The 21,251-nt window shown below is 73.1% G+C and carries 23 protein-coding genes and 1 pseudogene; 13 read left to right on the forward strand and 11 right to left on the reverse strand.

The features are described 5' to 3' along the window. Nucleotides 1-286: pseudogene (locus ACWDS7_RS31410) on the reverse strand (Pycsar system effector family protein); the annotation flags it as partial. A gap of 292 nt (nucleotides 287-578) precedes the next feature. On the opposite strand from ACWDS7_RS31410, the gene ACWDS7_RS31415 reads away from it, so the two are divergent. Then, on the forward strand, nucleotides 579-1,019 hold the full coding sequence (locus tag ACWDS7_RS31415; RefSeq protein WP_451932203.1) for a hypothetical protein: 441 nt from the start codon (nucleotides 579-581) through the stop codon (nucleotides 1,017-1,019). Nucleotides 1,020-1,155: 136 nt separating this feature from the next. Further along, entirely contained in the window at nucleotides 1,156-1,584 is a 429-nt protein-coding gene (locus tag ACWDS7_RS31420; RefSeq protein WP_451932204.1) for a pyridoxamine 5'-phosphate oxidase family protein, read from the forward strand. Between the two features lie 126 nt (nucleotides 1,585-1,710). Here ACWDS7_RS31420 and ACWDS7_RS31425 read toward each other — a convergent pair whose 3' ends face one another. The 4 genes from ACWDS7_RS31425 to ACWDS7_RS31440 form a co-directional block, all read right to left on the reverse strand. Further along, nucleotides 1,711-2,100, reverse strand: coding sequence for a YchJ family protein (locus ACWDS7_RS31425; RefSeq protein WP_451932205.1), 390 nt, complete (start codon nucleotides 2,098-2,100; stop codon nucleotides 1,711-1,713). A gap of 143 nt (nucleotides 2,101-2,243) precedes the next feature. After that, nucleotides 2,244-3,443 (reverse strand): carboxylesterase/lipase family protein, encoded by a 1,200-nt coding sequence (locus tag ACWDS7_RS31430; protein WP_451932206.1) that lies wholly within the window; start codon nucleotides 3,441-3,443, stop codon nucleotides 2,244-2,246. After that, nucleotides 3,440-4,420, reverse strand: coding sequence for an amidohydrolase family protein (locus ACWDS7_RS31435; protein ID WP_451932207.1), 981 nt, complete (start codon nucleotides 4,418-4,420; stop codon nucleotides 3,440-3,442). The genes ACWDS7_RS31430 and ACWDS7_RS31435 overlap by 4 nt, the downstream gene beginning before the upstream one ends. Then, complete coding sequence (locus ACWDS7_RS31440; RefSeq protein ID WP_451932208.1) at nucleotides 4,420-4,635, reverse strand: hypothetical protein; 216 nt, start codon at nucleotides 4,633-4,635, stop codon at nucleotides 4,420-4,422. Before ACWDS7_RS31440 ends, ACWDS7_RS31435 begins: the two co-directional genes overlap by 1 nt. 170 nt (nucleotides 4,636-4,805) lie before the next feature. On the opposite strand from ACWDS7_RS31440, the gene ACWDS7_RS31445 reads away from it, so the two are divergent. Together ACWDS7_RS31445 and ACWDS7_RS31450 are read left to right on the forward strand one after the other, a co-directional pair. Then, entirely contained in the window at nucleotides 4,806-6,122 is a 1,317-nt protein-coding gene (locus tag ACWDS7_RS31445; protein ID WP_451932209.1) for an MFS transporter, read from the forward strand. Between the two features lie 30 nt (nucleotides 6,123-6,152). Next, nucleotides 6,153-7,133: a LysR substrate-binding domain-containing protein gene (locus ACWDS7_RS31450; protein WP_451932210.1), complete on the forward strand. Its 981-nt coding sequence runs from the start codon at nucleotides 6,153-6,155 to the stop codon at nucleotides 7,131-7,133. Nucleotides 7,134-7,159: 26 nt separating this feature from the next. Here ACWDS7_RS31450 and ACWDS7_RS31455 read toward each other — a convergent pair whose 3' ends face one another. Beyond that, nucleotides 7,160-8,305 (reverse strand): amidohydrolase family protein, encoded by a 1,146-nt coding sequence (locus ACWDS7_RS31455; protein WP_451932211.1) that lies wholly within the window; start codon nucleotides 8,303-8,305, stop codon nucleotides 7,160-7,162. Between the two features lie 169 nt (nucleotides 8,306-8,474). Here ACWDS7_RS31455 and sigJ point away from each other — a divergent pair, with 169 nt between their 5' ends. Further along, entirely contained in the window at nucleotides 8,475-9,398 is a 924-nt protein-coding gene (gene sigJ, locus ACWDS7_RS31460; protein ID WP_451932212.1) for an RNA polymerase sigma factor SigJ, read from the forward strand. 100 nt (nucleotides 9,399-9,498) lie between these two features. Here the strand turns inward: sigJ and ACWDS7_RS31465 are convergent, their stop codons facing one another. Together ACWDS7_RS31465 and ACWDS7_RS31470 are read right to left on the reverse strand one after the other, a co-directional pair. Continuing rightward, a complete protein-coding gene (locus ACWDS7_RS31465; protein WP_451932213.1) occupies nucleotides 9,499-10,155 on the reverse strand; it encodes a response regulator in 657 nt (218 codons plus the stop codon). Beyond that, on the reverse strand, nucleotides 10,152-11,408 hold the full coding sequence (locus tag ACWDS7_RS31470) for a sensor histidine kinase (protein WP_451932214.1): 1,257 nt from the start codon (nucleotides 11,406-11,408) through the stop codon (nucleotides 10,152-10,154). Before ACWDS7_RS31470 ends, ACWDS7_RS31465 begins: the two co-directional genes overlap by 4 nt. 134 nt (nucleotides 11,409-11,542) lie before the next feature. Between ACWDS7_RS31470 and ACWDS7_RS31475 the strand changes: the two genes are divergently transcribed. From ACWDS7_RS31475 to ACWDS7_RS31485, 3 genes are read left to right on the forward strand one after another with little or no spacing between them, the layout of a single operon-like run. Further along, nucleotides 11,543-12,538: an ABC transporter ATP-binding protein gene (locus ACWDS7_RS31475; protein ID WP_451932215.1), complete on the forward strand. Its 996-nt coding sequence runs from the start codon at nucleotides 11,543-11,545 to the stop codon at nucleotides 12,536-12,538. Next, nucleotides 12,535-13,332: an ABC transporter permease subunit gene (locus ACWDS7_RS31480; protein WP_451932216.1), complete on the forward strand. Its 798-nt coding sequence runs from the start codon at nucleotides 12,535-12,537 to the stop codon at nucleotides 13,330-13,332. Before ACWDS7_RS31475 ends, ACWDS7_RS31480 begins: the two co-directional genes overlap by 4 nt. Nucleotides 13,333-13,367: 35 nt before the next feature. After that, nucleotides 13,368-14,549, forward strand: coding sequence for an alpha/beta hydrolase family protein (locus ACWDS7_RS31485; RefSeq protein ID WP_451932217.1), 1,182 nt, complete (start codon nucleotides 13,368-13,370; stop codon nucleotides 14,547-14,549). A gap of 182 nt (nucleotides 14,550-14,731) precedes the next feature. Here the strand turns inward: ACWDS7_RS31485 and ACWDS7_RS31490 are convergent, their stop codons facing one another. Then, a complete protein-coding gene (locus ACWDS7_RS31490) occupies nucleotides 14,732-15,001 on the reverse strand; it encodes a hypothetical protein (RefSeq protein ID WP_306870405.1) in 270 nt (89 codons plus the stop codon). Between ACWDS7_RS31490 and ACWDS7_RS31495 the strand changes: the two genes are divergently transcribed. Together ACWDS7_RS31495 and ACWDS7_RS31500 are read left to right on the forward strand one after the other, a co-directional pair. After that, entirely contained in the window at nucleotides 14,991-15,452 is a 462-nt protein-coding gene (locus ACWDS7_RS31495; protein WP_451932218.1) for a hypothetical protein, read from the forward strand. The genes ACWDS7_RS31490 and ACWDS7_RS31495 overlap by 11 nt on opposite strands. Nucleotides 15,453-15,540: 88 nt before the next feature. After that, a complete protein-coding gene (locus ACWDS7_RS31500) occupies nucleotides 15,541-16,467 on the forward strand; it encodes a sugar nucleotide-binding protein (protein ID WP_451932219.1) in 927 nt (308 codons plus the stop codon). Here ACWDS7_RS31500 and ACWDS7_RS31505 read toward each other — a convergent pair. Next, nucleotides 16,409-17,263: an NAD(P)H-binding protein gene (locus ACWDS7_RS31505; protein WP_451932220.1), complete on the reverse strand. Its 855-nt coding sequence runs from the start codon at nucleotides 17,261-17,263 to the stop codon at nucleotides 16,409-16,411. The genes ACWDS7_RS31500 and ACWDS7_RS31505 overlap by 59 nt on opposite strands. Before the next feature lie 128 nt (nucleotides 17,264-17,391). Here ACWDS7_RS31505 and ACWDS7_RS31510 point away from each other — a divergent pair, with 128 nt between their 5' ends. Both ACWDS7_RS31510 and ACWDS7_RS31515 read left to right on the forward strand, forming a co-directional pair. Next, nucleotides 17,392-17,820 carry a nitroreductase family deazaflavin-dependent oxidoreductase gene (locus ACWDS7_RS31510; protein ID WP_306870412.1) on the forward strand — a complete coding sequence of 143 codons (429 nt, stop codon included), beginning with the start codon at nucleotides 17,392-17,394 and terminating at the stop codon, nucleotides 17,818-17,820. 147 nt (nucleotides 17,821-17,967) lie between these two features. Next, nucleotides 17,968-19,080, forward strand: a complete 1,113-nt coding sequence (locus ACWDS7_RS31515) for a DUF5685 family protein (RefSeq protein WP_451932221.1) — start codon at nucleotides 17,968-17,970, stop codon at nucleotides 19,078-19,080. A 49-nt stretch (nucleotides 19,081-19,129) separates the two neighbouring features. On the opposite strand, the gene ACWDS7_RS31520 is transcribed toward ACWDS7_RS31515, so the two are convergent. After that, nucleotides 19,130-19,849, reverse strand: a complete 720-nt coding sequence (locus tag ACWDS7_RS31520) for a GNAT family N-acetyltransferase (protein ID WP_451932222.1) — start codon at nucleotides 19,847-19,849, stop codon at nucleotides 19,130-19,132. Between the two features lie 294 nt (nucleotides 19,850-20,143). Between ACWDS7_RS31520 and ACWDS7_RS31525 the strand changes: the two genes are divergently transcribed. After that, nucleotides 20,144-21,251: ATP-binding cassette domain-containing protein (locus tag ACWDS7_RS31525; RefSeq protein ID WP_451932223.1), on the forward strand; the 1,108-nt coding region annotated here is incomplete at its 3' end.

Below are 21,251 nucleotides of genomic sequence, written 5' to 3' on the forward strand. Positions count from 1 at the left end.
GCAGGACCGCCGCCGACAGCAGGATCAGCGCCAGGATGACGCCGAAGCGCCCGATTCCCGGGAAGCGGGCCGGACCGGTGAGGATGAGGGTGACCATCACGCCGTAGGCGACGCCCGCCCACGACAGGAGAAGGCCGGCCCTCTTCTCGCTGGCGCTGATCAGCTCGGCGCGGGCCGCGGCGGTGGCGGCGTCGAGCCGGTCCCTGAGGAACGGGGACATGGACGCGTGCCGCGCGCCGCTGTCGTCTCCGGGGAGGCCGCTGGATGTAGCCGGTCCGTGGTTCATGATGGGCGGGTCCTTTCCGTCGGGCCGTGGGCCGGTGGAGCTGACCTGCGGCCGGTGACATGCGAGGCAGCCGACGCTTCGGACGTGGGCGGATGTGAGTTCCACTACCTTCGACTGTAGGGGTGCGGCCAGGACGGAGCCGGAAAGGGCCGTCGGTGCCGCTCTCCGTGTCCTGCGGATCCTGAACGGGCGGGCGCCCCGCCCGCGGGGCGGCCGGACGGATATCCGGATTCTCACCCCCGGATCCGGCGGGAAGGTGAGCCGACCGCCGCTCCGTTACGTTCAAGAGGACATGACAAAGATCTGGCGGATCCTCCTGGTGTCGGCGCTGCTGTCGCTCCCGGGCGTGACCGTGACGGAGCCGGCGCGGGCGGTGGCCGCGCAGCAGCCGGCCGTACAGAGGAAGGTGCTGGTGGAGCTCCGCCGGCAGGGCGGTTTCGCGGGGTTCGACGATCGGGTGATCGTATACACCGACGGGTGCGCCCGGCTGAGCCGGCGGACGGGCCCGGCCGTGGACAAGTGCCTGACCAGGGGAGAGATGGGCACGCTGCGCGGCCATCTGAAGCGCCTGCGCCTGGGGCGCTCCGAGGCACGCCCGCAGGGGGCCGATTTCCTCAAATACACGATCGCCTACCGGGGGCACCGGGTCAGCCGCTACACGCTGCCCGGCAGTTGGAGCCCGGTGGTGCGGCATCTGGAGAAGCTCCTGGACAAGTACTGGGCGCCGGACTGACCCGCGGCGCGGTGCCCGTATCCCTCCGCCCGGCGCGCCGGGCAGGACAGGGGTTGTGATCGACTCGCCCCCGGCCTACCTTGCACTGACCGGTCCGCGTGTCCGGCTGAGGATTCCACGGCGGAGGGAGCAGGCGATGGGACGGGCGATGACCAGGCCGGAGCGGGAGGCGTTCCTGGCCGAGGTGAGGGTCGGGGTGGTGAGCGTCGGCACCGACAACGGCCATGGGCCGCTGGCGGTGCCGATGTGGTACGGCTACGCGCCCGGTGGTGAGGTGATGCTGATCACGCCGCGCGACAGCCGCAAGGCCCGGCTGATCCGCCTGGCCGGGCGCTACAGCCTGTGCGTGCAGGCGGCGGAGCCGCCCTATCGGTATGTGTCGGTGGAGGGTCCGGTCACCGCGATCGCCGAGTCGGTGACCGCCGACGAGCGCAGGGCCCTCGCCCGGCGGTATCTCGGCGACGAGGAGGGCGATCGCTATGTCGGTTCGAGCGCTGATGCTACCGCGCGGATGATCAGTATCCGGATGCGTCCGGAGCGCTGGCTCTCGGATGACCAGTCGTGACCGGACACCGCCTCGGGAGACGCGCCGGACGGTTCTGAGCCGGTCACGGCGGCCCGCCGTGGCCGGTCAGCACGGGGACGACCTGTGCGTCCGCCCCGGCCACGACGCCTACGTCCGGCACGCGTGCTACACGACGCCCGCGTAGACCCAGCGGCCGTCGAGGCGGACGAAACGGCTGTGCTCGTCAAGCTGCCCGGGACGCCCGCGATCGAGGTAGTGGGCGCGGAACCGGACCGTCCCCTCGGTGTGGAAGACGTTGCCGTCGGCGGTCTCCAGGACCTCCAGGCGGACCCAGCGCAGCTTCTTGTCGAGGTCGACGCGGGGCGGGCGGCCGGCGGGGTGCCAGGTGCGCAGCAGGTATGCCTCGTCGCCGACGGCGAAGGCGCTGAAACGGGACCGCATGAGCAGTTCGGCGGTGGCGGCCGAGCTTTCGCCCCGGTGGAAGCGGGCGCAGCAGTCCTGGTAGGAGGCCGGCAGGCCGCAGTGGCAGCCGGCGGCGGGGACACGACGGGACATGCCCCCATTGTGCCCGAACGGACCTGGCGGATCGCCCGGGAGCCGGGACGGCGACGGCGCCGCCGCGACCTGCGGCGCCGGCGACGGCCTGATCGCCGTGAGCGTCAGGCCGGTGCCGATCTCCCCCGGACCGGCGGTCGCGATCACGGCCCCGATCGGTCCGAGGTCTCCTCGCCGCGGCAGAACTGGGCGAACGCCTTGGTCATCGCGCCTGCCCGCGCCGCCACCCCGGGTCCCGAACCGGTCAGCGGGCTCCCGTGGTTGCCGAAGTAGAGGGGCACGTCCACGAGGTGGCACGCGCCGAGTTCGATCCCGCCCCGGCTCATGGGCGAGCGATGGTCGCAGACCAGGTGCCGTGCGCGACCGCGGTGGGCCCGGACGACCTCCTCCGCCGGACGGTGGAAGATCTGCCGCGTGTCGAGGTCTCCCGAGCCGATCGCGGCGAACAGCCGCGCCTCCTCGGTCACCGTCGTCACCAGGAGCGGCACCGGCGCGGCGGCACCCGAGCGGATCGCGTCCAGGGGATGGGCGGCCAGCAGGTCGCCGTCGACCACGGGGGCGACCGGCAGCAGCCCGCCCACGGGCGGTGCGGACCGGACGGCCGTCTCCTCGGCGGCCAGCAGGTCCGCGAGCGGGACCTCGGACGGCTCGGCGCCGAGCGCGCGCCGGGCCGCCGCGGTCCAGACGCCCGCCTCGTCGCGGGTGGCGAAGCCGTAGGGCACCGGGCTCATCGCCACGGCCCGGGCGAACAGGCCGGGCGCGCTGGTCAGCAGGGCCAGAACGCTGGTGCCACCGGCCGAATGGCCGCCGAGAGTCACTTCGGCGGGGTCCCCGCCGAACGCCGCGATGTGGTCGCGCACCCACTCCAGCGCGGCGATCTGATCGCGCAGGGCGAGATTGGCCGGTACGGCGTCGCCGTACCAGAACCCGGACAGGCCGAGGCGGTAGTTCACGGTCACGACGACGAGCCCGTGGTCGCGGGCGAGCGCGGCTCCGTCGTACATCCGCTGCGTGCCGGAGCCGAACACGAACGCGCCGCCGTGCAGGAACACGAGCACCGGGCGCCGTCCCTCGCACGAGGGCGTCCAGATGTTGAGGAACAGGCAGTCCTCGCGGCCCGCCGCGGGGTCGATCTCGAGGCCGGGCACCCACCCCATCCGCCCTGGCCGTTGCGGGGCCGGCGCGCCCGGCGCGACGGCGTCCTCGACCCCCTGCCAGGGGAGGGCGGGGGAGGGGGCGGTGAACCGGCGGGCGGGGGCGGCGTAGCGTACCCCCTTGAACGCGCGGACCCCGGCGGAGCGGACGCCGCGCAGCGTCCCCAGGGCCGTGTGCGCGAGGGTCACGCGCCCAGTCCCAGGAAACGTGCGGCGTTGCCGCCGAGGACGGCGGCCCGGCCGGCCTCCCCGAGGTCCGGGCAGTCGCGGACGGTCGCGCCCGGCTCCTGCTCGCCCAGCGGGAAGGGGAAGTCGGTGCCGAGCATGACCCGCTCGACGCCCATCACCTCGACGAGCAGGCGCAGCGCCCGCGGGTCGAACACCGCCGAGTCGACGTAGAAGCGGTCGGTGTACGCCGAGGGGGGCCTGGGCGAGTCCTTCCGGACGATGTCGCGGTTGTGCCAGGCGTTGTCCGCACGGCCGAGGAGGAAGGCGAAGCTGCCCCCTCCGTGGCAGAAGCACAGGCGCAGGGACGCGGGCAGCTTCTCGAACGCGCCGGAGAGCATCAGCGACAGGATGCCGAGCTGGGTCTCCGCGGCCATGCCGACCAGCCACGGCAGCATGTACCCGGCCATGCGGTCGGCGCCGAGCATGTCCCACGGGTGCACGAGCACCGGCATGTCCTCGCGGGCGCAGTGGGCCAGGAACTCGATGATCTGCGGGTCGTCGAGGTTGCGCGGGCCGACGTGGTTGCCGATGTGCACCCCGCGGTGGCCCGCGGCCTTGGCCCTGGTGACCGCCGCGACGGCCAGGTCGAGGTCCTGCAGCGGGACCTGGCACAGGGGCAGCAGGCGGGCGGGATCCTGGGCGCAGTGGGCGAGGATGCGCTCGTTGACCAGCTCGCACCAGTCGGCCGCGCGGTCCGCGTCCGCCGCGTAGCCGAACAGCAGCGGTGTCGAGGAGACCGCCTGCACGTCCACCCCGGCGCGGTCCATCGCCGAAAGGCGCGCCTGCGCGTCCCACAGCTCGGGGGTGACCGGACGGTAGTCGTCCTCGCCGCTCATCATCATGCCGTCGCGCAGCCAGGGCTCGCCCGCGCCGGCGAGGATCCGGCTCTCCTGCCGGGAGATGCGCGGGAAGACGTGGGCGTGAACGTCGATCACCATTACTCGATCACCGGTCGCAGGTGTGCCGGCCGTTCCTTGCCGGGGTGCGTCGCCCCGTGGCGCGGGCGGGTGCGGTCGCCGTCGTGGAACGCCTGGAAGACGGGAGGCGGGTCCTCGACGGTCGGTCCGAGGCCCGGCCCCCGGGGCCGGGTGATCACGGCGGGGACGTCCCCCGCCGCCGGCAAGGCGCCGTTGGCATAGTGCGCGGGCTTCATGGCCGCAATTGTGCGGAGGCGCCGGGATAACAGTCCAATACTGTCTTGCGGCTTCAGTATGCAATTTCTGTCATATGTCGTTTTCGGCATACCTCATGCGCAGATCGGTATTCGTCTTGGCATACCGCCAGCGTGCATCCTCGTCCGTACCCCCCGATCGGAAGGTACGGATGATGGGCACAGACAACAGCCGGGCCGCGCGCCGCGTCTCATGGGCGGCCTTCATCGGCACGACCATTGAGTGGTACGACTTCTTCCTGTACGGCACGGCCGCCGCGCTCGTGTTCAACAAGCAGTTCTTCCCGGCGATGGACCCGGTGGCGGGCTCCATCGCGGCGTTCGGCACCATGGCCGTGGGCTTCCTCGCCCGCCCGCTCGGCGGCATCGTCTTCGGCCATTTCGGCGACCGGATCGGGCGCCGGAACACCCTCGTGGTCTCTCTGCTGATCATGGGGATCGGGACCACGTTGATCGGCCTGCTCCCCAGCTATTCGAGCATCGGCGTGTGGGCCGCCGTCCTGCTCATCGTGATGCGCATCGCCCAGGGCATCGGCCTCGGCGGCGAGCTGGGCGGGGCCGTGGTGCTGACCATGGAGCACGCGCCGAAGGGCCGTCGCGCCCTCTTCGGCGCCTTCCCCATGATGGGCACGCCGGCGGGCATGCTCTGCGCCAACCTCGTCTTCCTCGGCACCTCCTCGCTGCTCAGCGAGGAGAGCTTCATGTCCTGGGGCTGGCGGGTGCCGTTCCTGCTCAGCGTCGTGCTGGTGGTGGTCGGGCTGTACCTGCGGCTGCGCATCGAGGAGAGCCCCGACTACGAGAACCTCGTCGAGCGCCGCCGGCCGGTGAAGCTGCCGATCGCGGTGGTGCTGCGCGACCACTGGCGCCAGGTCCTGCACACGATCGCGGTGATCATCGCCAACAGCGCGCTCGCCTACATCTTCATGGTCTACATCCTCAGCTACGGCGTGGCGGCGGCGGGCCTGTCGCGCACCTTCCTGCTGACCTGCGTGATCGGCGGCGCCGCCACGTGGCTGGCCACCGCGCCGCTGTGGGGGCACCTCGGCGACCGGCTGGGCCTGCGCGCGGTCTTCGTGTGGGGTTCGGTGATCCTGCTGGTGGGAGCCATGGCGATCTTCCCGGCCATCGACACGGGGAACCCGGTCCTCGTCGCCGTGTTCATGGTGGCGATGGGCGCCGTGCTGTCGATGACCCACGCCCCCCAGGGCACACTCACGGCGAGCTTCTTCCCGGTGGCCATCCGGTACTCCGGCACCTCCGCCGCCTACCAGCTGGCCGCGATGCTGGGCGGCGGCATCACGCCGCTGGTCGCGGCGTCACTTTACGCCGCGACCGGGAGCTCGCTGTCCATCACCGGATACCTGGCCGCCGTAGCCGTCATCAGCCTGGTCGCGGCCCTGGTGATCCCGCGCAACGACGCCGAGCGCCTGGGCGACCTTCCCGCAGTGCCGGCCGATATAACGAAATAAGCTGGAAACCTCCGTTCATATACTGCTTCAGTGATATCTCGCCCCCTGGACCTGCTGAGCGGCCGGCTCAAGCTCAAGCACCTGGTGCTCGTGACGGCCATCGCCGAGCAGGGCAGCATTCTGCGCGCCGCCGAGCGTCTCCACCTGGCGCAGCCAGCCGTGACGCGGGGGCTGCGGGAGGTGGAGCGGATCCTCGGGGTGGAGCTGTTCTCGCGCGGGCCCCGCGGCGTCACCCCCACCGTCTTCGGCGAGGCCTTCATCGACCACGCGCGGGCCGTGCAGGCGGAGCTGCGCAGGGCCGGCGACCGGATCGCCGGCCTCGCCGACGGCGAGGCCGGCACCGTCACCGTCGGCACCCTGCTGACCGCCACCAACGTGCTGCTGCCCCGCTCCATCGCCTCGCTGAAGGCCGAACGCCCGGGCGTCACCGTGATCGTCCGAGAGGGCACCTTCGACTCGCTCGTCCCCCGCCTGGTCGACGGGGAGACCGACCTGATCCTGGGCCGGCTCAACCCGATCGAGGACCGGCCGGGCCTGCGCCAGATCCCCCTCTACAACGAGCCGGTCCTGCTGGTGGCCCGCGCCGGCCACCCCGCCGAGCAGGCCCGTACGCTGCCGGAGCTGCTCGGCTACCCGTGGATCCTCCCGCTTGAGCAGACCTCGCTGAGGCAGGAACTGGAGCAGGTGTTCCACCGCCAGGGGCTGGCACTGCCCGGAAACCGGGTCGAATGCACATCCATCCTGACGATCCGCTCTCTGCTCCTCGAAACCGACATGATCGCCGCACTTCCGGCGCTGTTCGTCAGCACCGACAGCCGGCTGGTGGAGCTGCCGGTGCCGCTCGCGTCCGTGCGGCGCTCGGTCGGCGTGACGCTGCCCGAGGCCCGCGCGCTCCCGCCCGCGGGCCGAGCCATGCTCTCTCACCTGCAGCAACAGGCGGAAAGACTCCGGCAGGACCAGGCGGGAAGACTCCGGCAGGCACTACCCGCCGACCCCGGCCGGGACGGCTGACCCGCCGCCGGAGGAGTCGGAAGGGGCTAGCGGGCCTGGCGCACGCCACGGCGCCAGATGTCGGTGATGGAGCCGGTGGCGGTGATGTCCCGGGTGGGGTCGCCTTCGACCAGCACCAGGTCCGCGCGGAGACCGGGGGCGATCCGGCCGCGGTCGGTCAGGCCGAAGTGGTGTGCCGGGACGCTGGTCGCGGCGGCGAGCGCCTCTTCGGCGCTGAGCCCGGCCTCGGTGAGCAGTTGCAGCTCGCGGTGCATGCCGGTGCCGTGGGCGGGCACGAACGGGGTGGCGTCGGTCCCGGCGAGCAGGGGCACGCCGGCTCGGCGCAGGGCCCGCAGCGCGCCGGCGGCGTTGACGGAGCTGCCGGGGCGGGCGCAGTCGGCGGTCTCCAGGTGTTGAGCGGTGATCGCCTCGAAGTAGGCGAGCGTGGTCACGACGGAGACGCCCTGGGCGCGGACCCGCTCGGCCAGCCGCTGCGAGGCCGGGTCGTCCGGCGCGAGGTCGGTCCACACGTGGGCCAGGCCGTCGACGCCGGCGTCGAGCGCGATCTCCACCTCGGACGCGGTGATCGCATGGGCGATGACCCTCAGCCCGGCGTCGTGTGCCGCCGCGGCGAGGGCGGCGGCGGTCTCCGGCGTCATGACCGGAAGGTCGGCGCCGTGCACCGCGCCGTCGTCGATGACGATCTTGAGATAGTCGGCTCCCTCGGCCAGCCGGGCCTGGACGAAGGCCGGAGCCTGCGCGGGGCCGGAGACGGAGTCGATCGTCGCCGCGTCGAGGCCGTCGAGGAGGGTGCCCGCCAGGGCCGCCAGCAGTTGGGTCGGGTGTCCGCCGGGTGCGGTGGCCAGGGTGCCCGCGCTGCGGAGATCGGCCACGTCGTCGTTCTCGGCGGCCAGCCGCCGCTGCTCCGTGAGGATCTGCGGGAGGCAGAACATGTCGAGTTCGGTGGTGACCCCGTACCGCAGTGCCTGGGCCAGGCTGCCGTCGAACACGTGCGTATGCGCGTCGATCAGCCCGGGCAGGAGCGTCCTGCCCGTCCCGTCGACCTCGACGTCGGCCGGGCGGCCCGCACCGGTGCCGACCACGGCGATCAGATCGTCCTCGATCACCACGTCGGCCGTCGCGATGGTCCGCTCGCCGTCGAACACTCTGACGTCGCGGATCAGTGTGCGCATCGAAGATCTCCTTTATGGGTCGTGAATTCTCGGACGCCACCACAGAGGGACGCCGGCGGCCGGCTGTGACATCGCCCTGAAGGCCGTGGCATGGATCACATCTCAGCCGTTCGTGTCACACTCCCGACGTGACGGGTCTCTTCGGCCGCGACAGATGAGGAGGTACGCCGTGACATCGATCCCATCGCACGCGACCGACGCCGCCATCGAGCGGGCCGTCACCGAGCAGTTCCTCGGCTATCGCGAGCTGCTGTTCTCGGTGGTCTACAACATGCTCGGCAGCGTCGCCGACACCGAGGACGCGCTGCAGGAGGTGTGGTTGGCCTGGTCCACCCGGCACCGCAGGCCGGACGCCGGACCGATCGAGAACGCCCGGGCCTATCTGGTGCGGATCGCGGTGAACCAGGCGCTCGCCCGCCGCGCGGACATGAGCCGCAGGCAGGAGACCTACGTCGGACCCTGGCTGCCGGAGCCGCTGGTCACCGCCGAGGACGACGTCGCCGGCACCGTCGAGCGCGCCGAATCGTTGTCGATGGCGATGCTGGTGGTGCTGGAAACCCTGTCACCGCTGGAACGGGCGGTGTTCGTGCTGCACGAGGTGTTCGGTTTCGGCCATCCGGAGATCGCGGGCATCCTCGGCCGTACGCCGGCGGCGGTCCGCCAGCTCGCGGCCCGCGCGCGCCGCCACGTCCACGCGCGCCGCCCCCGTCACCGGACCGAGCCGGACATCCACGCCCAGGTCACCGAGCGGTTCGCCGCGGCCGCCCTCGGCGGTGACCTGAAGGCACTGCTGGAGGTGCTGGCACCGGAGGTGACACTGTGGACCGACGGCGGCGGCAAGGGACCCGCCACCAGCCTGCGGCCCGTGCACGGCCGTGACCAGGTGGCCGCGCTGTTCGTGTCGGTCGCCACGGCGCTGCCCGCGGACGGGCTGGACATCCGCTACCGGCGGATGGCCGGCGACCCGTGCGCGCTCGTCTTCTCCGGCGACAGCCCGCTCGCCGTGGTCGTCGTGGATCTCACGCCCGACGGCGACCGGATCGCCGGCATCTACTCGGTCACAAATCCCGAAAAACTCACCGGGATCCGCTGAACACAGCGCCTTGCGGTCCTCTGGCCGGCACAGCACGGCCGCTTCCCCGCCCCTGAGCCGAGCGCGGCCGCGCGTGTTCGATCTCTGCTCCGGATCCCTGTCAGCGGGACGGGGACACCAGGCCCGCGTCGTAGGCCATGATGACCAGCTGTATCCGGTCGCGGGCATCGAGCTTTGTGAGCAGGCTGGCCACGTGCGCCTTGGCGGTGCCCGGGCTGATGTGCAGTCGGGCCGCGATCTCGGCGTTGGACAGGCCGCGCCCGACCAGGGTCAGCACCTCACGCTCCCGCCTGGTGACGCTCGCGAGCTCGCGCGGCTGAGGGGCGGGGGCGGGGCGGCGGGCGAAGTCCTCGATGAGGCGGCGGGTGACGCCGGGCGCGATCAGGGCGTCGCCGGCGGCGACGACGTGGACGGCGGACAGGATGTCCTCCAGCGCCATGTCCTTGACGAGGAACCCGCTCGCCCCGGCACGCAGCGAGGCGTGGACGTTGTCGTCGTCGTCGAACGTGGTCAGCATGATCACGCGGGTGGCGGGGGACTCGGCGATGATGGTCTGGGTGGCCTCGATGCCGTCCATGCCGGGCATGCGGATGTCCATCACCACCACGTCGGGGCAGAGCCGCCTGGTGAGCTGGACGGCCTGGGCTCCGGTCCCGGCCTCCGCGACGACTTCGACATCGGGGGCGGTGTCGATGACCATGCGCAGGCCGGCGCGGATCAGCGGCTGGTCGTCGGCGAGTACGACGCGGATCGTCATCGGGTCCTCACCCGGTCCGCCTCCGCCCGTACCCGGACGGCCGCATGTCCGGTCGAGGTCGCCAGCGGCAGGCGAGCGGTTACGCGGAAGCCGCCATCGGGCCGGGGGCCTGCGCTGAAGTCGCCGCCCAGCAGGGCTACCCGCTCTCGCATGCCGGCGATGCCGTGCCCGCTCCCCTCAAGCGCGGAGGTGGGAGTGACGGCGCCGCGTCCGTCGTCGACGACCTCGATGCGCAGGTCCTCGTCCCCGTAGCCGATCACGACCTGGCAGCGGCCTGTTCCCGCATGGCGCAGCACGTTGGTCACCGACTCCTGGACGATGCGGAAGGCGGAGCGGTCGACGGCGGCGGGCAGCGGGCGTGGCCGCCCGTGCCTGCGCACGTCCACGCGGACGCCGGCGGCCGTGGTCGTCTCGGCCAGCCGGTCGACGTCGGCCAGCCCCGCGGCAGGGGCCGGCTCGGGTGGCGCTCCAAGCCGCTCGCCTCCGGTCTCGCGGAGCACGCCGAGCATGTGCCGCAGTCCCCTCAGCGTCTGCCTGCTGGTGGCCTCGATCGCGTCCAGCGCCTGGCGCGCCTGCTCCGGCCGGTGGTCGATCACGCGGGCGCCCGCGCCGGCCTGGATGGCGATGATGCCGATGCTGTGCGCGACCGTGTCGTGCAGCTCGCGGGCGATGCGCAGCCGCTCGTCCGTGATCACCCGGGCCTCGGCGTGCGCGCGCAGCGCCCGGTCGTACGCGCGCCGCTGCCGGACGACCAGCCCGGCCATGCAGGCGACCAGGACACCCAGCCCGAGCAGGACCGACAGCGCCAGGAAGCCGGACGCCCAGCCGCGCAGGCCGTGGCGTAGCAGGTCCACCTGCCAGATCGTCTCCTGGACGACCAGCGTGACGGCGGCCGCGGCCAGGCCCGCGTGGCGCGGCCGGAGCGCGGTGAGCAGACCGACCAGGACGTCGGCCGCCAGGAAGAGCGGCCAGATCCGCTGCGCCGGCTGCCCCAGCGCCGCCGCCGCGACGATTTCCGTCAGCGACACCGCGAGTACCACGCCGGGCCATCGCCGCGCCCAGGCCAGGGGGACGGCCATGGCGACGGCGCAAGCGGCGTGGACGGTCCCCACGGGGAGCAGGCTTTCGCCGTCGATCAGCGTCATGGCGTACAGCAGTGGCACCAGGGCCGCCAGGCCGCACCAGGTGAGCAGGGTCCGCATGCCATGGGGCAGCCGTGACCAAAGGGGCGGTCTGGGCGTTTTGTCGCGCACTCGATTGATCGTAGTCATCCGCCTCCGGCCGGGCATCGGCCGGCGGGCGTATGCCCGCGGGCCACCCCCGCGCCGCGGAAACCGGCCCGCGGCCAGATCCGGCGCGCCGGTGATCTGCGACAGCGTTGGCGATCGTGATCGAAGTCAACGAACTGACCAAGCGCTACGGCGCGGTGACGGCGGTGAACGGCCTGACGTTCACCGTACGGCCGGGGCACGTCACCGGGTTCCTCGGCCCCAACGGCGCCGGCAAGAGCACCACCATGCGCATGATCCTCGGCCTGAACCGGCCCACCAGCGGAAGCGCCACCATCGACGGCCGCCCGTTCGACCGCCACAAGGCCGGACTGCGTCACGCCGGCGCGCTGCTGGACGCCGGCGATGTCCACGGCGGCCGCACCGCCACCGCCCACCTTCACGCGCTGGCCCGCGGCAACGGCCTGCCCCGCCGCAGAGTGGCCGAAGTGCTGGAGGAGGTGGGGCTGGCCGGGGTGGCGCGCCGCCGGATCGCCGGGTTCTCCCTCGGCATGCGCCAGCGGCTCGGCATCGCCGCCGCCCTGCTGGGCGACCCGCCCGTGCTGCTGTTCGACGAGCCGGTCAACGGCCTGGACCCCGAAGGCGTGCGCTGGGTACGCGGCCTGTTCCGCCGCCTGGCCGCCGAGGGCCGCACCGTGCTGGTCTCCAGCCACCTGATGAGCGAGATGGAGAACACCGCCGACCACCTCGTCGTCATCGGCCGCGGCGAGCTGATCGCCGCGCAGGCCCTGGCCGCGTTCGCCGCCCGCGGCGCCGGCGCCTCCGTCACCGTACGCACGCCCGACCCCGACGGGCTGGCCGCCGTCCTCACCCCGGCGGGCGCGGCCGTGCGGCCGGCGGACGGCCGGGCCCTGACCGTGACCGGGCTGAGCGCCGCCCGCATCGGCGAGCTGGCCCATCAGCACCGGATCATGCTGCACGAGCTCGCCCCGCGCACCGCCTCGCTGGAGCAGGCGTTCATGGAGCTGACCGCCGACCGCGCGGACTACCGGGCCGACTCCCGCGTGGACTACCGCGTGGACTCCCGTGCGGACTACCGGGCCGACTCCCGTGCGGACTCCCGCGTGGACTCCCGGGCCGGTGACCGGCGATGACCGCCCCCCGCTTCCGCGACCTGCTGGCCGCCGAGTGGATCAAACTCTTCTCCCTGCGCTCGACCTTCTGGCTGATCGGCCTGGGCACGCTGGCCATCGTCGGGTTCGCCGCCCAGAGCAGCCTCGATGCCTACCGCGGCTGGCCGGACTTCACGGCGATGGAGAGGGCCCGGTTCAACCCCCTCGACGAGACGTTCAGCGGCCTCTCCGCTTCCCTGCTCGTGATCGGCGCCGGCAGCCTGGGCGCCCTGACGATCGTCGGTGAGTACGCCACCGGCCTGATCCGCACCACCCTCACCGCCGTCCCGGCCCGCCACCGCGTCGTGGCCGCCAAGCTTTCCGTCGTGGCCGCCGTCACGCTCGTGACCGGCGCGCTCATCTCGGCGGGCACGTTCGGTGTCAGCCAGGCCATCCTGTCCGGCCGCGGGGTCGCCGTCTCGCTCGGCGACCCCGGCGTGCTGCGCGTCCTGGCCGCCAACGCGCTGCTCGCACCGGTGTCCGCGCTGGTCGGCATGGGGATCGGCGCGCTGGTACGGCACACCGCCGCCGCCGTCGTCACGGTCTGCGCCGTGCTGGTCATCGTGCCGACCTTCCTGCGGCCCACCGTCCACCAATGGGCCAACGACCTGTACGCCCTGGTCCCCTTCTATGTCTGGCGCACCTGCCTGGGCCTGCCCCAGGTCCGGGACGACCCGGCCCTGCCCACGGTGGCCGGCTCGTGGGCCACCTTCACGCTCTGGCCACTGGCCGCCGCTCTCTTGACCCTGATCGTCATACGTCGCCGCGACGTATGACCGCCCCGATGACCACCCCGACGAGGAGAAATCCCATGACGACACAGACCACTCGGGCCCGCCTGCTGGCTGCCGCCCTGGCGGCCTGCCTCACCCTGCCCGTCGTGGCCTGCGCCACGACGGCCGCCTCGGCGTCCGGACAGCCCACCCCCGCTCCCACCGCCGCGGCCGCCGCCGTCCTGCTGGAGCTCCCCCGCCCGACCGGACCGGATCCGGTCGGCCGCGACATCCTCCACCTGGTCGACGACAGCCGCAGGGACCCGTGGGTACCGGAATCGGGCCCCCGCCGGCTCATGGTCTCGATGTACTACCCCGCCCGCTCGGCCGGCGGCGGCCCGGCCCCCTACATGACCACCGCGGAGGCCGCCTCGCTGCTGCGACGCAAGGCCCCGGGCGTCCGACTCCCCGCCGAGACCGTCAGCGCCACCCGCACCCACGCCCACACCGGTGCCTCCGCCAAGCCCGGCCGCCATCCGCTGGCGGTGCTCTCTCCCGGCCTCGGCCTCCCGCGCGCCAGCCTCACCTTCCTGGCCGAGGACCTGGCCAGCCGCGGCTACGTCGTCGCGCTGGTCGACCATGCCTACGAATCCTCCGGCACGACCTTCCCCGACGGCCGGACCATCACCTGCGCTCCGCTGTGCGACCGGCCCAAGCCTCCCGAAGGCGGGCAGGCGACCATCACCAAGAACCGGAGCAAGGACATCAGCTTCGTCATCGACGAGCTGACCGGCCGGCACCCCACCTGGCGGAAGGCCCGCATGATCGCTTCCAAGCGGATCGGCATGGCAGGTCACTCTCTCGGCGGCGACGCCGCTGCCGCCACCATGGCCGCCGACAGGCGCGTGCGGGCCGGGGTGAACCTGGACGGGACCTTCCATCCCGCCCCCGCACTCCACCGCCCCTTCCTGCTGCTGGGCAGCCAGGCCGACCACGTCCCCGGCAAGGACCACACCTGGGACGAGGGCTGGGCGAAGATGCGTGGCTGGAAGCGATGGCTCACCGTGACCCGGACCGACCACATCAGCTTCACCGACCTGACCATCCTGCAGAAAGCGGTCGGCAGGTCGGGCCCGGACGATCTGTCGCCACAGCGCTCGCTGGAGATCACCCGCACCTATGTCGCCGCATTCTTCGACCTGCACCTGAAGGGCAGGGAGCAGCCGCTGCTCAACGGTCCGTCACCGGCCGACCCCGAGGTCGCCTTCCACAACCCCTGACCCCGCGGCCGGCCTCGGGGACCGATCGGGGATCTCCGCTCCGAGGCCGGCCAGGCCCCGCTCCCCGCCCCGGTGCCGAGTCCGCGCCGAGGGCGGGGCCGTACGCGCGGCGATGGATCGATCACGGTCGCGCTCCCGGAAGCGGATCCGGCACCCGCGAGGAGCCGCTTTCTCCTGCTTGATCATCGGAAGCCTCTCAAGATCACCAAAAGTTGACAGACGAGCACGCGGATCGCTCCCGCCGGCCGGTGACGGAGCAGGATGTCGATCACCCAGGACGGCCCGGAGCGGGCGGGGTGTGACGAAGGGAAGCCGGCAGTGTCGAAAAGCCGTCTCGGCAGCTCATTGGCGGGCGCCGTCAGCTTGGTCGCGATGATGGCGGTGGTGGCGCCGCCCGCTCGGGCCGGCACGTGTGCCGCCTCCACCGCCTGTCCCACCACGGTGACGTTCACGGTGACCGCCCCGGACGGGCTGACCATCAGCGTGCCCAACGGCCCGGTCAACCTCGGCAGCGGCAACCCGGGCACCCAGATCAGCGGGCAGCTCGGCTCGGTCACGGTCTCCGACCAGCGCGCCGCGCTCACCGCGACGTGGACGGCGTCGGTGGTCGCGGCCCCGGGCGGCTTCACCACCGGCGGCGGAACGGCCGCCGAGACCGTCCCGAACACCGCGGTGCTGTACTGGTCCGGTCCGGCCACCGCGACGACCGGCACCGGCACCTTCGTCCCCGGGCAGGTGAACGCGGCGGCCGCCCAGACGCTGGACGTCTCGCGCACCGCCTTCAGCAAGACGACCGGGTCCGGTGACAACTCCGCCACCTGGAACCCGACCATCGTGATCAACATCCCCGCCCAGGCGGTGGCGGGCACCTACACCGGAACGATCAACCACTCCGTGGCCTGATGACGGTGACGGGCCGGGCCGAGGACGCCGCCGCCCCCGCTCGGGCGCTCCACGCCGACGCTGGTCGGATGAACTACCGTGGTCGGCCATGAGGGTTCTCATCACCGGCGGCAGCGGGTTCCTCGGCGGCGAGCTCGTGCGCCAGGCTCTGGCGGCGGGTCACGAGGTCGTCGCGACCTGTCTGACCCGGCCGGGGGAGATCGCCGACGCCGACTGGCGGCCCCTCGACCTCCGCCGCCGCCAGGACGTCGCCGCCCTGATCGGCGCCCGCCGGCCGGATGCGGTCATCAACGCCGCGTTCCGCCAGGCGGACTGGACGGTCACGGCCGACGGCGCCGCGCACGTGGCCCTCGCCGTCGCGGCCGCCGGCGGGCGCCTGGTCCACGTCTCCAGCGACGCGGTCTTCTCCGGCGCCCGGATCCGCTACGACGAGACCTGCGCCCCCGACCCGATCAGCCCCTACGGCGCGGCGAAAGCCGCCGCGGAGACGGCGATCAAGGCGATCTGCCCGGCCGCGGCGATCGCCCGGACCTCGCTCATCGTCGGCGACGGCGGCTCGTCCCACGAGCGCCTGGTGCACGCGCTGGCCACCGGCCGCCGCCAAGGGGTGTTGTTCACCGACGACATACGCTGCCCCGTGCACGTCGCCGACCTCGCCGCGGCGCTGCTGGAGCTCGCCGGCTCCGGCCACGCCGGGGTGCACCACGTCGCCGGCGCCGACGCCGTCAGCCGCTACGACCTCGGCCTGCTCATCGCGGAACGCGACGGGCTCGACCCCTCCGCGCTGCCCCGCGGCCGGCGGGCCGACACCGGCATCCCCGGCCCGCTGGACGTACGCCTGGACGGCGCGGCCACCCGGCGACGGCTCCGAACCGTCCTGCGCGGCGCCCGGCGATTCCTGCGGCCGGGAGAATCGTCGGCGGCCGCGGCCGTACCGGCGGACGAGCGCCGCGATGTCAGCCCGCGGGAGTGGCCGGGACCGTGCCGGGGCGGGACGGGGCGAGCACCGCGGTGACCGCCTGGCGCAGGGACGTGGCGGGGTGACCGAGAACCCGCTGGAGATCTTCGGTCTGGGTCTCCAGCGCCCCGGCGCGCACCTGACCGTTCAGCCAGCGCAGCGCGCCGCTCGCGCCGTCGGGGACCTCGCGGTGGGCGACCGGGACGCCCGAAACCTGGCCGAGGACCTGGGCGAGCTGTGGGTAGGTCCACAGCGGACCGGTGAAGTCGTAGCCGCGGCCCAGATGCCCCTCGCCGGTCAGCACGTTGGCGGCGGCCTCGGCGAGGTCGGCCCGTGACGCGGTGTTGAGCGCGCGCCCGCCGGTGCTGTCGGTCAGCTCGCCGGAGGCGACGGCGGCCCGCAGGCCGGAGTTGAGGAACGCCTCGCTGTAGTAGGGGTGGCGCAGCATCGTGTACGGCAGGCCGCTGCCGAGGATGGCCCGCTCGGTGGCGTGGTGGGCCTCGGTGACCCCCGTACCGTCGGTGCCGGCGCCCAGGAAACTGGTGTAGGCCAGGGCGCCGACGCCGGCGGCCCGGGCCGCGTCGACCGCGGCCAGGTGCTGGGCGAGGCGGCGGGCGGGGTCCAGTTCGGGGGAGGAGATCAGCAGCAGCCGCCTGGCTCCGCCGAACGCCTCGCGCAGGCCCGCCGGGTCGTCGTAGTCGCCGTGCCGCACCTGGACCCCGCGAGCCGCGAGGTCGGCGGCGGCTGCGGGGGTCCGCACCACGGCCACGACCTCACCGGCGGGGACCTGGGTGAGCAGCCGGTCGATGACCAGGCGGCCGAGCATTCCGGAGGCGGCGGAGATAACGATCATGGGAGCTCCAGTGATCACCGGGGGAGGAGACAGCCGAAACTATCCGTACGACGAGGAGCGGCGGAAATGGTTTTCCCGCCCGCCGAGGACGTGGCGGGATGTCGCGGACGGCCGATAGCGTGCGGGACATGGACGACAAGGTTCACGATTCCCCGACCGGTTGGGTCGCCAAGCACATCCGGCAGTACGTCGAGTCGGACGGCGCGAAGGGTCACTTCTACTACGGCAGGCCGGCGCTGCTGCTGACCACCGTGGGCCGCAAGTCCGGGCTGCGGCGGCGCACCCCGCTCATCTACGGCCGGGACGGCGATGCCTACGTGGTCGTCGCCTCCAACGGCGGAGCCGCCGACCACCCGCTGTGGTACGCCAATCTGGAGGCGGAGCCGCAGGTGGGAGTGCAGGTCGGCGCCGAGACGTTCACGGCGGTCGCGCGGACCGCGACCGCCGAGGAGAAGCCCGCGCTGTGGGAGCAGATGGTCGGGATCCACGGCGAATACGCCGATTACCAGCGAAAGACCAGCCGGGACATCCCCGTGGTGATCCTCACCCGCGTCTGAGACCCCGGCGCGGGCCGGCCGGCGCCTGATGCCCGCCGAGCCCCGGGGCGGACCCCACCGTGCCGGTTTCCGTGCGGTCAGCCCGCTTACAAGCGGAGCGCAAGCGGCGCCTGGCACGCTATACCCCATCCGTAACAGAGGGGTTATATGTTTGGGATTGTCCGTCCGTGTCGCCATGGGATGTGCAGCGGGCTTTTCAAGGAGTGGATGGCGCACCTGTGCGGGCTCTGCCTGGCGCTCCGCGACGAACACGGTCACAGCTCCCGGCTGGTGACCAACTACGACGGCCTGCTCGTCTCGGTGCTCACCGAGGCGCAGACGGTCGCCTCCTCGCCGCGGCGCCGGGCCGCGGCCTGCGCGCTGCGCGGGTTCAAGGGCGCCGACGTCGTGGAGGCCGAGGGAGTGCGGCTGGCGGCGTCGGTCTCGCTGATCCTGGCCGCGGGCAAGGTCAGGGACCACGTCGCGGACGGGGACGGCATCTACGCGCGCAAGCTGGTGGCCTCCGCCGCCGAGCGGGTCGCCACCCGCTGGTCGGCCGCGGGACTGCGCACGGCCGCGACCCTCGGGTTCGCTCCGGAGCCCCTGACCCGGGCGGTGGAGGAGCAGTCCCGGCTGGAGAGCACTCCGGGCCTGGGCCTGCTGGAGCTCACCGGCCCCACCGAGGCCGCGGTCGCCGCCGCCTTCGGCCACACGGCCCTGCTCACCGGCAAGCCGCACAACCGCGAGTCGCTGGAGGAGGCGGGACGTTACTTCGGCCGCCTGGCCCACCTGCTCGACGCGGTGGAGGACCTGGCGCGGGATCGCGCCGGCGGCGCCTACAACCCGCTGATCGCCTCCGGCGCCGACCTGGAGACCGCCCGGCGGCACTGCGAGGACGCGCTGCTCGGCCTGGAGCTGGCGGTGGCCGAGCTCGACCTGGAGCGGCGGAGGCTGGTCAAGACGTTGCTGGTCAAGGAGGTCGGGCGCTCGGTCACCCGCGTCTTCGCCGAGGCCGAGAAGGAGACCCCGGAGGCACCGCCGCGCGACCCCCGGCTCAAGCCGGATCCGGGCGGCCTGCTGTCGCTGATGTGCTTCACGGCCGCCTGCTGCACCTGCGGCCTGTACCGGCCTCCCTGGGACGAGGACCGTTACAAGTCCTGTGGCGAGCGGTGCGACGGCAGCGGCTGCGACGCCTGCGGCTCGTGCTGCGAGGGCTGTTCGGGTTGCGGTGACTGCTGTTCAGGCTGTGGTGACTGCTGCAACTGCAGCTGCGACTGCTGAGCCCCTGCCGCCGCCCGTGGCCGGCGTGCGCCGTCGTACGTGCCGGGCTTCAGAGGTCGATCCGGACGCTGACCTGCGACCCCAGCTCCCGGAAGCCGAGTGCCCCGGCGACGCGCCGGGACGGTTCGGGACGCGCTCTCCACTGCGGCACCATCCCGTTGTCCAGCGCGTCCGCGACCGCCGCCGAGGCGACGGCCCGGGCGAGGCCACGGCTCCGGTGGCGGCGGGCGGTCAGGACGGACAGATGCGCCACCGCGCCCGGCCAGGACCGGTACCCGGCGGCGGCGACCACGTCCTGGCCGTCGCGGACGACGAAGGCCGCCGAGGAGATCTCCTCCATCCCGCTCTCGTCGGCGTCCGCGCCGTCCACCCCGGCCAGCAGGGCGCGGACGCCGGGATGCCCCGCCGGCAGCCTCTCGACGGGGGCGCCCTCGTGCGCCGGTGTGAAGTCCCCGGCGTCGAGATAGGCCGGCGTCGCCGGGCCCAGGACATCGGCGACGGCCAGCGCCGCCCGGAGCAGGTCGAGGTCGACCCTCACCTCTCCCGCCTGATCGAGCAGTGCGGCCCGCAGGGGGTCGGCCAGCCGGGCGTCGGGCACCGTGGCGATCGCGGCACCCCGCAGTGCGACGATGCCCGCCCACTGCGGCGGGCACAGCCATGATTCCGCGGAGGTGACCACGCTCACGCCCCCTCGCGGGGGAAAGGTGACGGGCACGCGGGCCAGGCCCGCCCACATCTCACACGCACGGTCCAGGGCGCTGGGCGACATGCGCCCATGATCGCCCAATTGCGGAGGCCGGGGCCAGCGGGTTTGTCCCGTCCCCCCGCGTCCCCGGCGACGGGAGCTCATTTTAATGAGACGAGACGATCCGTCTTGACAGGTCGGCGGCGGCGGTGCATAGTTGCCATTCAGAGCGAGACGGATCGTCTCGCCGGAGCCTGGAGAGAAGAGGTCGCCCTGACACCGACTGCCCAGCCGCGCGAGGCCGGTCCCGCCCGTCCCGGACCCCTCGTCCCAGCCCGCCCACGTCGAACGGCCATGCCGGCAGTCAGGAGGACGCCCATGCACACCGCCCATCCATCACCCGACACCCAGCTCGTCCTGTCCGAGGTGACCAAACGGTACGACGACCACGTCGTCCTGGACCGGGTCTCCTTCACCGTCAAGCCCGGTGAGCGGGTCGGCGTGATCGGCGACAACGGTTCCGGCAAGTCCACGCTGCTCCGGCTCATCGCCGGACGCGAGCGCCCCGACAACGGAGCCGTCACCGTCACCGCGCCCGGCGGCATCGGCTACCTCGCCCAGACCCTCGGCCTGCCCGGGGACGCCACCGTGGGCGACGCCGTCGATCTGGCGCTGGCCGACCTGCGCGACCTGGAGGCCCGGATCCACCGGGCCGAGAGCGGGCTGGGCGGAGCCGCGCCGGCCGAACTGGACGCCTACGCCGAGCTGGTGGCGCGCTTCGAGGCGCGGGGCGGCTACCAGGCCGACACGCGGGTCGAGATCGCGCTGCACGGGCTCGGCCAGCCCGGCCTGGACCGGGACCGCCCGCTCGGCACGCTGTCGGGCGGCCAGCGGTCACGGCTCGCGCTCGCCGCGACCCTGGCCGGGGCGCCCGAGCTGCTGCTGCTGGACGAACCCACCAACGACCTCGACGACGAGGCCGTGGCCTGGCTGGAGGAGCACCTGCGCGGCTACCGGGGCACCGTGGTCGCCATCACCCACGACCGCGTCTTCCTCGACCGGGTCACCTCGGCCATCCTGGAGGTCGACCACGATCGGCGCGCCGTCCACCGCTACGGGAACGGCTACGCCGGATTCCTGGCGGCCAAGGCGGCCGCCAGGGCACGCTGGGCGCGCGAGCACGAGGCCTGGCGCGCCGATGTGGACCGGCACGCGGCGCTGGCCGCCTCCAACACCAGGCGGCTGGCCGCCATCCCGCGGAAGGCCCCCTCGGCCTTCAGCGGCGCCGGCGCCTTCCGCGCGAGATCGCGGGCGCACGGGGCGATGAGCAGGATCCGCAACGCCCGCGAGCGGCTGCAGAAGCTCACCGGTGACCCGGTCCCACCGCCGCCGGTCCCGTTGCGCTTCACCGCGCGCATCGCCACGCTCCGGGTCAACTCTCCGGGCGGCGATGTGTTCGACGGCATCGCGATCATGAACACGTTGC

Source organism: Streptosporangium sp. NPDC003464 (genome assembly GCF_053588315.1).